Raw genomic sequence first — 13482 nt, 5'->3', positions numbered from 1 at the left:
TGAAGCGCCGGGGCTTTCCCGCCGCGCTTCAGACGAACCTGTGAACTCAAATCAGACGTCGTCGGTCCGCTCCGGCGGAACGAGGCCTTCCAGGCCGCGCAGCAGGTCTTCTTCGGACATGCGGTCAAACTCGACAGCGCTGTCGTCAACGTTGTTGACCTGCGTCATCTGATGCTGGTTGGGGGACGGTACCATCGGCACGGCATCGGCCTCAGGCTCATCCACTTCCACATACTTCTGCAGAGAGTGGATCAGGTCCTCTTTCATGTCTTCCGGGCTGACGGTCTGCTCGGCAATCTCACGAAGCGCAACAACGGGGTTCTTGTCGTTGTCACGGTCAATGGTCAGCGGCGAACCGCTTGAGATCATGCGAGCGCGATGCGCAGCAAGCAGCACCAGCTCAAACCGGTTTTCGACCTTGTCGATGCAGTCCTCGACGGTCACGCGCGCCATTCGACGTCTCCATAGGCTTAAGGAACTTGAAGGACCAGCGTATAGTGTTCACGTTTCCAAAAAGCAACCCCTTGTCATATTTGAGAGGACTATCGCTGGTATTGGAACGCACAGACAAAAAATCCGATGTTTTTTTGTCTCATTTCGCGCAGCCTATTCGCTTTTGCATTGCGGCGCTCCAATATTATGGTGTAGTCCACTAGTAACGGCCCTTTCCAGAATCAGAAGGCCGTTGACAAAACAAAACGATAAGCTGTGTGACGCCGCGGTATACGCGGTAAACTTACAGCAAAATATACGTCGCCTTATAGTGTCTGCCTGGAATTAGGTCGCGGGAAACTGGTTCCTCCAACGCAAAATTTCAAGAGCGGCGTATATGACTCGGAAAGGTTTCAAATAAGATGTTTGACGCTCGAGAAAAAGTTGCTTTGTTCATTGATGGGGCGAACTTGTACTCAACGGCCAAAGCGATTGGCTTTGATATCGACTACAAACGTTTGCTGAAAGAGTTCCAGGGACAGGCGTATCTTTTGCGCGCGTATTATTACACCGCGTTGATTGAAGATCAGGAATATTCCTCCATACGTCCGCTGATCGATTGGCTCGACTACAATGGCTACAAGGTCATCACCAAACCGGTGAAAGAATTTGTCGATAGCGCCGGCCGCCGCAAGGTGAAGGGCAACATGGACATTGAGCTGGCTGTGGATGCCATGGAGCTGGTGGAATCCGTCGACCATGTGGTCCTCTTCTCCGGTGACGGCGACTTCCGCTCTCTGGTTGAAGCGCTGCAGCGCAAGGGCCGCAAGGTGAGTGTGGTTTCGACGCTCAAGACCCAGCCACCGATGATCGCTGATGATCTGCGCCGTCAGGCCGATCACTTCATCGATCTGGCAAGCCTTGCAAACAAGATCGGACGCGATCCCTCGGAACGTCCAGCCCGCCCGCAAACGCCCGCGCACGTTGATGAAGACGACGACGACGACGATTACTGAGGCTTATCCGGGCAATGTCCGAGCGTATTGCAGATAGCTGGCCGGTCGATCCGCCGCCGGATTGCTTGGCCTGTCCGCGCCTCGTCGCCCTGCGCGAGGAGTTGAAGGCCGTTCATCCCGACTGGCATAATGCGCCGGTGCCTTCCTTCGGAGACGCGTCTCCAAGCCTGCTGATCATCGGCCTTGCGCCGGGTATGAAGGGGGCCAACTGCACCGGCCGTCCTTTCACGGGCGACTATGCCGGGGACCTTCTTTACCAGACGATGATCGAGTTCGGCTTTGCCGAAGGCACCTATCAGGCCCGGCCGGACGACGGGTTGCGGCTGAAAGAAGCGATCATCACGAACGCAGTGCGCTGTCTGCCGCCGCAGAACAAGCCGACCGGCGCTGAAATCAAGACGTGCCGTCCGTATCTGCTGTCGACGCTTGATGCCAATCCTTCGATCAAGGCTGTGCTCGCGCTTGGCCGCATTGCGCATGAAACCTTCCTGACGGCCCTTGATCAACGCAGGGCATCATTCCCCTTTGCGCATGGCGCACAGCACGAGCTTCCCGGAACGGGACTGACACTTTTCGACAGCTATCACTGCTCGCGCTACAACACCAACACCGGCCGCCTGACCGAGGAAATGTTCCACTCAGTATTCAGGCAGATCCGCTCGTTCATTCCCTGAGTGGGGGAGGGCCTTCGGCGACGTTTCAGCCGATTGGTGTGTTGGGCGGTCAGCATCCCAGCAAAGGCAAGGATGCTTTCGGAAGTGTGCCACATATTCTGCCTCATCCTGAGGAAGCGCGTGAACGCTGTCTCGAAAGATGGGCCACTTGTTTCTGCTTCTGACTATTCTGCCATCATCGAGACAGACCTGAAGGTCTCCTCAGCATGAGGTAATCTGGAGCGGATTACCAAAATACTCAAAGCTTCAGGCTAACCAGATATCCTGCCATCACTCTTCCGAGTGCGGTGCCTTTTGATAGGCCTCAGCGTCGGCAATCAGCCAGCCATTGGGGCCGAGATGCTCCTGCGGCTTGAAACGGGCCTTGTAGGCCATCTTTTGAGAGCCGTTGACCCAGTATCCCAGGTAGACGTAAGGCAGGCTCATCTTGCGGGCACGCTCGATGTGATCAAGGATCATATAGGTGCCGAGGGGCGTCTTGGTGTAATCAGGATCGTAGAAGGAATAGACCATCGACAATCCGTCCGAGAGTTGATCGGTAAGCGCGACGCCCAGCAACGGGCCTTCGCCAGCGCCGGTAATGAAGCTGTTCGGACCGCGTCGCCGGTATTCCAGCACCAGCGTTTCGACATGGGTGTCTTCAACCATCATCGCATAATCAAGAACGCTCATTTCCGTCATGCCGCCATTCTCATGGCGAGCCTCCAGATAGTCGCGGAAGAGATCGTACTGTTCCGCTGACGGGCTGGGCGGAAGACAGGCGCCAACGATATCGGATCCTGATTTCCAGACGCGCTTGAAGGATTTGGTCCACTTGAAATCATCGACCCGCACACGCACCGAGATACAGGCCTGGCAACGTTCGCAGGCTGGGCGATAGGCTATGTTCTGGCTGCGCCGGAAACCGCCTTGCGTGAGCACTTCGTTGAGCGCACCGGCGCCATGGCCGACAAGATGGGTAAAGACCTTGCGCTCTTGTTTCCCCTCAAGATAGGGGCAAGGTGCGGGCGCAGTCAGATAGAACTGCGGATGATCTGTGGGGTGCCGTGTCACCGTCTTGTCCCGCGAAACCTTTTGATTTGTTCTCTATTCCGGGTCCTATAGTCCGTAATACCATGGCGCGACCAGTGAGAAGGTCAACCATAAAATGAGCGCGAGCGGGGTACCAGCCCGCACAAAGTCGTTGAACTTATAGTGACCTGGCCCCATGACGATCAGGTTGGTCTGATAACCGATGGGAGTCGCGAACGACGAGTTGGCCGCAATGATCAGACAGACGACGAACGCTTCCGGATTTGCGTCGATCTGATTCGCCAGATTGATCGCAATCGGAGTGAACAGAACGGCGGCCGCGTTGTTCGACAGGAAGTTCGTGAGGATCATCACGATAAAGAACAGGGCCGACAGCATCACGGTCGGCGATGACCCGGCCAGCAGATGAACAAGTCCGGTGGCAATGGCATTTGCTCCGCCTGTTCCCTCAAGCGCAACGGCGGCAGCCAATGATGCCCCCACCAGCATGAAGATGCGGCTGTCGATGGCGCGCATGGCCTGCCGAACGTTGAGGCAGCCTGAAACGATCATCGCAAACGTACCGGCCACGGCAGTGGTGACAATCGGGACGAGGCCGCTGGCGGCCAGTGCGACCACAAAGGCAAAAATGACGAGCGCCCGCGGTGCGTAACGCTTGCGCGGCACCTCGGCCATCGACCAGTCCAGCAACAGGACGTCGCGATTGCCGCGCAGGCGCGCAATCGCCTCTTCGCTACCGGCCACAAGAAGCACGTCGCCGGCTTCCAGGCGAATGTCGTTCATTGCCATGCGCGGCATGCGGCTGCGGCGCTGGATGCCCATCACCAGGCAGCCTGTGTCGGTGTAGAAGGCCGACTGGGGCAGGGTGCGCCCCATAAGGCGGGAGGCGGGGGCCACCACCGTTTCCGCCAGGCTGATTGTGCCTGCCGGAGCCTGTGTTTCGCGGCCTGAGCCGTTCGCATCGGAATCGGCTTCCATCAGCGGTTGCCTGCGGGCCAAGGCATTGGCAAGGGCGGTGCGCGTTGCAGCCACAATCACCGTGTCACCGGGTGACAGCACAACGTTTTCAAACGGTGGCAGAACAGGCTTCTGGCCACGCTGAACCAGTCTTACGGTCATGTCCTTCAATTGCGGGAACATGCCGGACACGGATTCCACACCGACCAACGGATGGCCGTAGGTGATTTCGATCTGAGCGATGAACTGTTTTCCGGAAGAACTCTGAAACTCTTCCGCCATGGTTTTGCGCACCGGAAGCAGCTTCGGCATGATGAACAGCACATAGATCGAGCCGACGCCGGCCATGATCAGCCCGATTGGCGTGAAGCTGAAGAAGGTCAGCCGCAGATCAGAGCTTTGCGCGGCGAAATTCGCCACCAGCAGGTTTGTGGACGACCCGATCAACGTCGTCATGCCGCCAAGAATTGCCAGATAGGACAGCGGCATCAGAACCCGGGCAGGGGACTGGCCCACCGTGGCGGCAACGGCTGTCAGGATCGGCAGGAACATGACCACGACAGGGGTGTTGTTCAAGAACGCGCTGAGGGCGGCCACGGTCAACAGAACGGGGATCGCAGCTCGCAGCGACCGTCCCCGTGTCATTTTCACGATGGCCTTCGCTGGTCCTTCCAGGGCATCGGTCTGGAACAGCCCCTGGCCGATGATCAGCAGACAAATGACCGTAATCAGCGCCGGGTTGGAAAAGCCGGACAGGAAGTCGCCGGTGGCTATGAACGACCCATCCGGCTTTTGAACCGGAAACACCGCAAAAATTACAATGAAGGCGGAAACCGAGCCAAGGGCGATTGTTTCAATCGCATAACGCTCAAGGGCGTAAAGGACGACAGTGGACGCGATCACCACGAAGGTCAGCGCCATTGCAATATCAACTGAGTGCATTCACCTGCCCAAAGCCAGCTCGGCCAATTTCAAGAAACCACACTCTAAAGCAGGCGGTCCCGGCAATGGAAGAGCCTTAAGACAATATTGCCGTTGATATATTCGTGTCACGAGATGACACTTTTAATGTTGAACTACCAGATATTGTGATTTGGTCCCAAGATTGGGAACCCTTGAAGTCAAGCCGCGTTGAAGAAGTCATGAGTTCAGAAAATGCAAGTTCGCCGTCGCTAACGAGAAATCTTCCCTTGCTGGTCTTGTTTCTGGCTATCGTTTTGGGGGTGGGCATAACGATCGGCATCCTGAACACGCCTGGCGCCTGGTACGAAGCTCTCACAAAGCCACCGTTCAATCCTCCAAACTGGGTATTCGCGCCAGTCTGGACCATTCTTTATGTGATGATTGCGATTGCGGGCTGGCGAACATACCTGCGTGCGGGCAACAGCCGTATCATGCAAATCTGGTACGGGCAGCTGATCCTCAACTGGATCTGGTCGCCGCTGTTCTTCACCTTGCACTTCATGTGGACGGCCTCAGCCGTCATCGCGGTGATGCTCTATCTGATCCTGAATTTCATCGGAGGCAACTGGCGCGCGGACCGTTTGTCCGCGCTGCTGTTCATTCCCTATGCGCTCTGGACAACATTCGCTGGCCTGTTGAACCTGTCGCTAGCGCTCTTGAACTGACGTTACATTTGTCGGCGCGCGTGGTCCTGATGGTAGGCGGAGTTGATCACCACCGTTCCCAGAACAAGGTCGTGCAACAAGCGTTTTCGGTCGGAAAACAGAGACACCAGCAGAACGAGCGGTGTCAGCAAAGAGATCGAAAACCAGAACAAAATGACATGGACGGCTGCCAGAAGCGGGTAGGGCTTGGCTCCATACCAGAGGCGCATTTCCAGCCCCATGGCGCGCATGCCGAGGGTTGATGCCTGCGGGCCACCAAGGGTGAAGGCGACATAGAGAAGCGCAACAGCCGTCGGCAGGATGCCATAAAGCAGGAAGCCGAGGCCCAGAGTGAAGACGCCTAGGAAGAACACGACGATCCCTGCGCCGAAGGTGAACAGCGTGATCACGATCAGATCGATGAAAAACGCAAAGATGCGCCGACTGCGCACACCGGAAAACAGCTCCGGATTGCTTACAGGATCGAAAACGTCCTGACGGGCATAATCGGAGGTGGTTTCTGCAGACATGGCGCGGCTCCCTTGGGTTCGTTGTCTGTAATGTGGGGATTGGCGGCACGTTTCGCAATTATGTGCCGCGCGCCGCTATCGTTGTCTGCACGTCACCCACACCCGGCCCATTCCTTCATGACGAACCTGACGGTCCAATTCGGGATGAGCGGGAGGCGTGCATACGCTTCAACAGGAAGACACGTCGGTGCCCCGGCTCAATCCATCCGCTCGCCGATTTCCAGATAACGCACCACGAAGGCGCGTTCGCGCAAGGCGGCGATGATACGCTCGCCATGCGGACGGTCGAAGGCTTCGAAGGTGACGTCCAGCGTTGCCCCCTTGGCAGGAACGTTGAGGAACAGACGATGGTGTTCCACATCGACCACATTGCCCTGCATGTCGCCGATGACGGTCGCGATTTCGCCGAGAACACCCGGCCGGTCCGGGGTATCGATCCGAATTGAGACCAGTTTGCCGTCACGGGCAAGTTCGCGGACCACGATCTTAGACAGCAGCCGCGGATCGATGTTGCCGCCGCACAGGACAAGACCAACCCTTTTGCCTGCGAACCGTTCTGGATCCGTCAGCAAAGCTGCAAGACCGGCCGCGCCAGCGCCTTCGGCAATGGTTCGCTGCAAGGTCAGATAGGCGTTGATCGCACGTTCGATGCTGCTTTCCGAAACGAGCAGAATATCATCGACTGCCCTTTTGACGACTTCGGTTGTCAGAACGCCGATGTCGCGCACCGCAATGCCTTCGGCGATGGTTGCGCCCTCGCAGCGCACGTCCTTGCCGTAGAAAGCCCCCCACATGCCGGGATAAAGCGTCGTCTCGACGCCGATCACTTCGATTGAGGGCTTGATGGCCTTGGCTGCAGTGGCAATGCCTGCGATCAGCCCGCCGCCGCCCACAGGCACGACCAGGACATCGAGATCCGGCTGCTGCGCCAGCATTTCAATGCCGATCGTTCCCTGGCCATGAATGACATGGGCATCGTCATAAGGGTGCACCCAGACGAGATTGTTCAGCTCAGCCAGCCTGTCGGCTTCTTCCTTTGCCTCGGCCAGCGTGTTGCCGGCCAGAACGACTTCTGCCCCGTGGTTCCGGGTTGCCGAGATTTTCACGAATGGCGTCAGGACCGGCATGACGATGGTTGCCGGTATGCCGAGTCGTCCGGCGTGATAGGCAACACCCTGGGCATGGTTGCCTGCGGAGACCGCGATCACGCCGCGTTTCTTTTCATCCGCCGTCAGACTGGAGAGTTTCACCAGCGCACCGCGTTCCTTGAAAGCGCCGGTAACCTGCATGTTTTCGTATTTCACGAAGACATCGGCTCCGGTCAGTTGCGAGAGACGCGGGGCAGGCAGGCACGGGGTTTCGATCACGGCGCCGTTCAAAAGGGCAGCCGCCTCCTGAACCCTGGTAAACGTGACTTCGTCAGCACGGCTGACCTCGGCAGAGGTCATTTCCCGCCTGCCAGCATCTCGGCCACCTTGGGGGCGAAATAGGTCAGGATACCGTCAGCGCCTGCGCGCTTGAAGGCCAGCAGGCTTTCCAGCATGGCCTTGTCTCCGTCCAGCCAGCCGTTTCCAGCGGCCGCCTTGATCATCGCGTATTCGCCGGACACCTGATAGGCGTAGGTTGGAACCTGGAACTCGTCCTTGATCCTGCGGACAATGTCGAGATAGGGCATGCCCGGCTTGACCATCACCATGTCGGCGCCTTCTGTAATATCCAGTTCGGCTTCTCGCAGGGCCTCGTCGGTGTTGGCCGGGTCCATCTGGTAGGTGCGCTTGTCGCCGATCAAGGTGCCGGACGAACCCACGGCGTCGCGGAACGGACCATAGAAGGCAGAGGCGTATTTGGCCGAATAGGCCATGATCTGTGTTCCACGGTGCCCTTGTGAATCAAGAGCCTGGCGAATGGCTCCGATACGGCCGTCCATCATGTCGGACGGGGCGATGACATCCGAGCCCGCTTCCGCCTGCACCAATGCCTGCCGGCAGAGCTGATCGACAGTTTCGTCATTCAGGATCGTGTCGCCGTCCATCAGTCCGTCATGACCGTGGCTGGTGTATGGGTCGAGCGCGACGTCCGTCATCAGGCCGAGGTTCAATCCTTCCGCCTTGATGGCGCGCAAGGCACGGCAGGTCAGATTTTCCGGATTGAGCGCCTCGGACCCTGTTTCGTCGCGCAGACCGGGATCGGTATAGGGAAACAGCGCCAGTGCGGGAATGTTCAGCTTTGCCGCCTTCTCTGCGTCGCGCACGGCTTCGTCCACCGACAGGCGCAGGACATCCGGCATGGACGGCACTGCCTGGCGGATATTCTCGCCGTCCACGAGGAAGATCGGCCAGATCAGATCATCGACCGTGAGATTGTTTTCCCGCACCAGACGGCGCGACCAGTCGCTCTGGCGGTTGCGGCGCATGCGGGTACCGGCCAGGAGTGTGTCCATGTGGTCGGAGGTGATCTGCGGAAGGGGGGATTTTGACGACATGGGCCCTGTCTGTTCGCTAATCGACGTTGGAAGGCGTATTCTGATCGAAGTGAGCCGCCAATCTATCACGCAGATTGACGCAATCAAATATTCTGAAAAACAACTGAATTTAATATGGAAAAAGAGATTGTTTGACGTTTGCGTCAAATGTGCTTTAGTGCTGCCGCGAAGTCAGGGCGCAGACCTTTCCGGGGGAGGAAACGCGTCGCCACCGCTTGAGGGAGGATAATCCGTGGACTTTTCACTGAACGAAGATCAGCGCGCCTTTCAGGACATGGCGGCAAGCTTTTCGCGCGACGAACTCGCGCCTTTCGCCAAGGAGTGGGACGAAGAAAGTCATTTCCCGATACCCACGTTGCGCAAGGCGGCAGAACTTGGTTTTGGCGGCATCTATGTGAAGGAAGATGTCGGTGGTTCGGCTCTTACCCGGCTGGATGCGACACTGATCTTCGAGGAATTGTCCAGGGGCTGCACGTCGACGGCGGCCTATATCTCCATTCATAACATGGTGGCCTGGATCATCGACACCTATGGCTCGGAAGAGCTGCGCCAGAAGTATCTCCCCCGACTTTGCACCATGGAGCTGCTCACAAGCTACTGCCTGACCGAGCCTGGGTCCGGATCGGATGCGGCAAGTCTGCGCACCAGCGCCAAGGATGATGGTGACCATTATATCCTGAACGGCTCCAAGGCATTTATCTCCGGCGGCGGCGTCAGCGATCTTTATGCGGTCATGGTCCGCACGGGCGGCGAGGGGCCTTCCGGCGTTTCCTGTGTTCTGGTCGAAAAGGGGACCCCTGGTCTCAGCTTCGGTGCCAACGAGGTGAAGCTCGGCTGGAAAAGCCAGCCGACGGCCCAGGTCAATTTTCAGGATTGCCGGGTGCCGAAGTCTAATCTGATCGGATCGGAAGGCGAGGGCTTCAAGATCGCCATGGCCGCGCTTGACGGCGGCCGGCTCAATATCGGCGCCTGCTCGATGGGGGCAGCTCAGGCTTGCCTGGACCACGCCCTGGCTTATGTGCAGGAACGCAAGCAGTTCGGTCGTCCGATTGCAGACTTTCAGGCACTTCAGTTCCGCCTTGCGGATATGGCGACCGAGCTGGAAGCAGCGCGGCTTTTGTTGCACAAGGCAGCTTCGGCGGTGGATGCGAAATCTCATGATGCCACCAAACTCGCGGCCATGGCCAAGCGGCTTGCTACCGACACCGGCTTCAAGGTGGTCAACGAAGCGCTACAGCTTCATGGTGGCTACGGTTATCTGCGCGACTATCCGATCGAGCGCTATTTCCGCGATGTCCGGGTGCACCAGATTCTGGAAGGCACCAATGAGATCATGCGGCTGATCATTGCGCGGCAGTTGCTGAAGGACTGATGGAGTTTTCCGATCCACTCCGTTGAAACGACTCTTCTTTTTGCGAGGCGCCAGTGAGCGACGACATTCTTTTCCAAAAGCGTGGCAAGGCCGGGTTTGTCATTCTGAACAGGCCCAAGGCACTGAATGCGATCAATCATGCCATGGTCAAAGCCATGGCCAAACAATTGACGCGCTGGGCGGAAGATCCGGAAATCGCTCACATCGTCGTCACAGGCGCTGGCGACAAGGCCTTTTGCGCAGGGGGCGACATTCGCAGCATTTATGATGCGCGCATGGGCGGGCAGACGGATGGACTGAGTGCCTTTTTCCGTGACGAGTATATTCTCAATGCACAGATCAAGGCCTATCCGAAGCCTTACGTCGCGCTCATCAACGGGATCGTCATGGGCGGCGGCGTTGGGGTTTCGGTTCACGGCAGCCACCGGATCGGCACTGAAAAGACGCTGTTTGCCATGCCTGAAACCGGGATCGGCTTTTTTCCCGACGTCGGCGGAACATACTTCCTGCCGCGCATGCCCCGGAACAGTGGAATTTACTGTGCGCTCAGCGCAGGCAGGTTGAAACAGGGCGATGCGCTGGCAACAGGTGTGTTGACCCATGCCATATCCGAAGAGGGCCTTGCTGATCTGGAGCGGGACCTGGAAACGGCAGACGACGTCGGCGCCGTGCTTGCCCCTTATCTCGTTACGCCGGACAAGGGGTCCGTGTCGGACAATCTCGACGTCATCGACGAGGTTTTTTCGGCTGCGGCGGTGGAAGACATTCTGTCGCGCCTGGAAAAATCGGACACGGACTTTGCCGCGAAGACGGTGGGTGCTATCCGGCAAAAATCTCCGACAAGTGTTCTTCTCGCTTTCGAACAGATGAAACGAGGCGGCCAGCTTTCCTTCAACGAATGCATGAAGCTCGAGTATCGCATCGTGTCCCGCATCCTGCAGGGAACGGAGTTCTACGAAGGCATACGTGCGGTGCTGGTCGACAAGGATCAGACGCCAAAATGGTCGCCTTCCCAGATTAGCCAAGTGGACAGCGCCGATCTGGCGTCGTATTTCGAGGAACCTGCTGACGGAGATCTGCCGCTCGGCTAAGCCCAATCTGACCCGGACATTCCATGATTACCAGCTTTCAGGACCTGATCGATTCCCGCCCGCCCTGGAGCACGCTTCTGATCTGGTATCTGCGCGGCATCGCGATCATTCTCATTGGCGGTGGCGTTATCTATTGGGCGCGCATCATTGGCATTGTCGAATGGCGCGGCCTGTGGTTCTGGGACATGCCCGTAGCCATGCAGGGAGCCATCGTCTTTTTCGCTGTGCTGGATCTTGTGGCCGCGACCGGCCTTTGGCTGACCGTTTCGTGGGGCACGGTCATGTGGATCTTCCGCTGTGCTTGCCAGATCGTCATGCACACCGCCTTCTCCGATCTCTATGGACGACGTCCTTATGAGATCGCCTTCTATCTGCTGACAATCGCGATTTATGCGGCGCTGGCGTTCCTGATGGACAGGGAGAACAAGGCCAATGCCATCTGACCGCAGTTGAATCAGTTTTTGAAGAGGCTGGAACGGCGGTTCAAGACGGCCAGCCAACAGATTCAAAACCAACATGAAATCTTTCTGGGAGGAAACCATCATGAGCACTATCGGATTTATCGGCCTCGGCAACATGGGTGGACCGATGGCGATCAATCTCGTCAAGGCCGGGCACAGGGTCCTCGGCTTCGATCTGTCCGATAAGGCCATGGCGGCGCATGAGGCGGAGGGCGGTGAAAAGGCCGCTGGCGTCGCCGAACTGGCTGCCGCAGCCGATGTGATCGTCACCATGCTGCCGGCCGGCAAACATGTTCGCCAGATCTATGAAGGCGAGGGGGGCATCCTGGACAATGCCAAACCCGGTACTCTCATGATCGATTCCTCGACGATTGACGTCGACAGCGCCCGCGCAGTCAGCGCGGCTGCGCAGGCCAAGGGCATGAAGATGGTCGACGCACCGGTCTCCGGCGGTGTTGCCGGCGCCGCCGGTGGCACCTTGACCTTCATGGTCGGGGGGTCGGAGGAAGCGTTCGAAGGGGCCAAGGCCTATCTCGACATCATGGGCAAGACCATCGTTCATGCCGGCGATGCGGGAACCGGTCAGGCAGCGAAGATCTGCAACAACATGATCCTCGGCATTTCCATGATCGCCGTGTCGGAGGCATTCGTGCTTGCCGAGAAGCTGGGTCTCGACAAGCAGAAGTTGTTCGATATCTCGTCGACGGCCTCCGGCCAGTGCTGGTCCCTGACATCCTACTGCCCGGTGCCGGGGCCGCTACCGGCCTCGCCGGCGAACCGGGATTATCAACCTGGGTTTGCAGCCGCGATGATGCTCAAGGATTTAAAACTTGCTCAGGAAGCAGCAAATTCGGCAGGCGCGGCGACGCCTTTGGGCGCGGAAGCCGCGGCGCTCTACTCTCTCTTCTGTAACGCGGGTGGCGAAACCCAGGATTTCTCTGGGATTGTGAAGTTCCTGCGGGGAACATCATGAACAACAAGTTAAAGGGAAGTCTAAAACGGCCCTGAGAAGTTAACGGATGATTCAGCGTGTCTCTTAAGCGGATTTTAGAATCGCTCGGTTAGATTGCGAAACAAGGCGGGAAAATATCCGTCCAAAGACAGGTACTATAAGAGGCGCAATCACATGATCACCGCAAGTAGGGCAGTTGATACTGTTGGGCAGAACGAAGGGGAAGAGCTTGAGATCAAGCCGCTTTACCTGGAGGCTCTGACACTCGTTGAGAGACTGCATCGCCGTCTGCTCGACGTCATCAAGGACGAATTCGACCGTATGGGCCGGTCCGATGTGAACAGCGTGCAGGCTCTGCTGCTGTTCAACATCGGCGACAGCGAACTGACGGCCGGTGAGCTGCGGACACGCGGCTACTACCTGGGGTCGAATGTCTCCTACAATCTGAAGAAGCTGGTTGAGACAGGATACATCCACCATCAGCGTTCGCGCATGGACCGTCGGTCTGTCCGCGTCAGCTTGACGGAAAAGGGAACGGAAGTCGCCAAGATCGTGAACGATCTTTATGAGCGTCACATGTTGTCCGTCGAACAGGTCGGCGAAATCGGCCCGCAGGACTTCGTGGCACTGAACAAGTCCCTGCGCCGCCTGGAGCGGTTCTGGACCGATCAGATCCTGTACCGGCTGTAAGACAGTCACGGCACTTTCAAATGAAATGGCACCGTCCAGCGGGCGGTGCTTTTTCTTTTTGAGCCTGAATTTGCTGGCTGCACACAAATTGTCGCATCGCAATTTGCTTGCTGCGGAAAATCAAAGTTATGATGTCAGCGGTTTCGTCTTCTAACGCTGCGTTGACATCTTGTGGTCACATTGAAA

At 57.6% G+C, this 13482-nt stretch carries 14 protein-coding genes; 8 read left to right on the top strand and 6 right to left on the bottom strand.

All coding sequences use genetic code 11. The features are described from left to right. Positions 1 to 51 precede the first annotated feature (51 nt). Positions 52 to 453: a DNA-directed RNA polymerase subunit omega gene (gene rpoZ, locus FMN63_RS12765; protein ID WP_148584349.1), complete on the bottom strand. Its 402-nt coding sequence runs from the start codon at positions 451 to 453 to the stop codon at positions 52 to 54. Between the two features lie 401 nt (positions 454 to 854). Here rpoZ and FMN63_RS12760 point away from each other — a divergent pair, with 401 nt between their 5' ends. Then, on the top strand, positions 855 to 1448 hold the full coding sequence (locus tag FMN63_RS12760) for a LabA-like NYN domain-containing protein (RefSeq protein ID WP_148584348.1): 594 nt from the start codon (positions 855 to 857) through the stop codon (positions 1446 to 1448). A 14-nt stretch (positions 1449 to 1462) separates the two neighbouring features. After that, positions 1463 to 2122, top strand: a complete 660-nt coding sequence (locus tag FMN63_RS12755) for a uracil-DNA glycosylase (protein WP_148584347.1) — start codon at positions 1463 to 1465, stop codon at positions 2120 to 2122. A 270-nt stretch (positions 2123 to 2392) separates the two neighbouring features. On the opposite strand, the gene FMN63_RS12750 is transcribed toward FMN63_RS12755, so the two are convergent. Both FMN63_RS12750 and FMN63_RS12745 read right to left on the bottom strand, forming a co-directional pair. Next, positions 2393 to 3175: an arginyltransferase gene (locus FMN63_RS12750; RefSeq protein ID WP_148584346.1), complete on the bottom strand. Its 783-nt coding sequence runs from the start codon at positions 3173 to 3175 to the stop codon at positions 2393 to 2395. Positions 3176 to 3220: 45 nt separating this feature from the next. Then, a complete protein-coding gene (locus tag FMN63_RS12745) occupies positions 3221 to 5053 on the bottom strand; it encodes an SLC13 family permease (RefSeq protein ID WP_148584345.1) in 1833 nt (610 codons plus the stop codon). Positions 5054 to 5253: 200 nt separating this feature from the next. Between FMN63_RS12745 and FMN63_RS12740 the strand changes: the two genes are divergently transcribed. Next, on the top strand, positions 5254 to 5739 hold the full coding sequence (locus FMN63_RS12740; protein ID WP_148584344.1) for a TspO/MBR family protein: 486 nt from the start codon (positions 5254 to 5256) through the stop codon (positions 5737 to 5739). A 2-nt stretch (positions 5740 to 5741) separates the two neighbouring features. On the opposite strand, the gene FMN63_RS12735 is transcribed toward FMN63_RS12740, so the two are convergent. The 3 genes from FMN63_RS12735 to hemB form a co-directional block, all read right to left on the bottom strand. After that, the gene (locus FMN63_RS12735; RefSeq protein ID WP_148584343.1) at positions 5742 to 6248 is read right to left on the bottom strand and encodes an RDD family protein; all 507 of its coding nucleotides are present in this window, start codon (positions 6246 to 6248) and stop codon (positions 5742 to 5744) included. Positions 6249 to 6445: 197 nt separating this feature from the next. Continuing rightward, positions 6446 to 7696: a threonine ammonia-lyase gene (locus tag FMN63_RS12730; RefSeq protein WP_148584342.1), complete on the bottom strand. Its 1251-nt coding sequence runs from the start codon at positions 7694 to 7696 to the stop codon at positions 6446 to 6448. Continuing rightward, positions 7693 to 8688, bottom strand: a complete 996-nt coding sequence (gene hemB / locus FMN63_RS12725) for a porphobilinogen synthase (RefSeq protein ID WP_205514084.1) — start codon at positions 8686 to 8688, stop codon at positions 7693 to 7695. Before hemB ends, FMN63_RS12730 begins: the two co-directional genes overlap by 4 nt. Before the next feature lie 274 nt (positions 8689 to 8962). Here hemB and FMN63_RS12720 point away from each other — a divergent pair, with 274 nt between their 5' ends. The 5 genes from FMN63_RS12720 (at position 8963) to ldtR (ending at position 13296) form a co-directional block, all read left to right on the top strand. Then, positions 8963 to 10102 carry an isobutyryl-CoA dehydrogenase gene (locus tag FMN63_RS12720; protein ID WP_148584340.1) on the top strand — a complete coding sequence of 380 codons (1140 nt, stop codon included), beginning with the start codon at positions 8963 to 8965 and terminating at the stop codon, positions 10100 to 10102. A gap of 53 nt (positions 10103 to 10155) precedes the next feature. After that, positions 10156 to 11193 (top strand): enoyl-CoA hydratase/isomerase family protein, encoded by a 1038-nt coding sequence (locus tag FMN63_RS12715; RefSeq protein WP_148584339.1) that lies wholly within the window; start codon positions 10156 to 10158, stop codon positions 11191 to 11193. Positions 11194 to 11216: 23 nt separating this feature from the next. After that, the gene (locus FMN63_RS12710) at positions 11217 to 11636 is read left to right on the top strand and encodes a DUF6163 family protein (RefSeq protein WP_148584338.1); all 420 of its coding nucleotides are present in this window, start codon (positions 11217 to 11219) and stop codon (positions 11634 to 11636) included. A 73-nt stretch (positions 11637 to 11709) separates the two neighbouring features. Beyond that, positions 11710 to 12627 (top strand): 3-hydroxyisobutyrate dehydrogenase, encoded by a 918-nt coding sequence (gene mmsB / locus FMN63_RS12705; protein ID WP_148584337.1) that lies wholly within the window; start codon positions 11710 to 11712, stop codon positions 12625 to 12627. Between the two features lie 153 nt (positions 12628 to 12780). Continuing rightward, entirely contained in the window at positions 12781 to 13296 is a 516-nt protein-coding gene (gene ldtR / locus FMN63_RS12700; RefSeq protein WP_148584336.1) for a transcriptional regulator LdtR, read from the top strand. The last annotated feature ends 186 nt before the right edge of the window (positions 13297 to 13482 follow it).

It is taken from the genome of Stappia sp. BW2 (genome assembly GCF_008107695.1).
GTDB lineage: Bacteria > Pseudomonadota > Alphaproteobacteria > Rhizobiales > Stappiaceae > Roseibium.
Note: the sequence above shows the minus strand (reverse complement) of the source record. Positions and strands in the feature narration are given on the sequence as shown.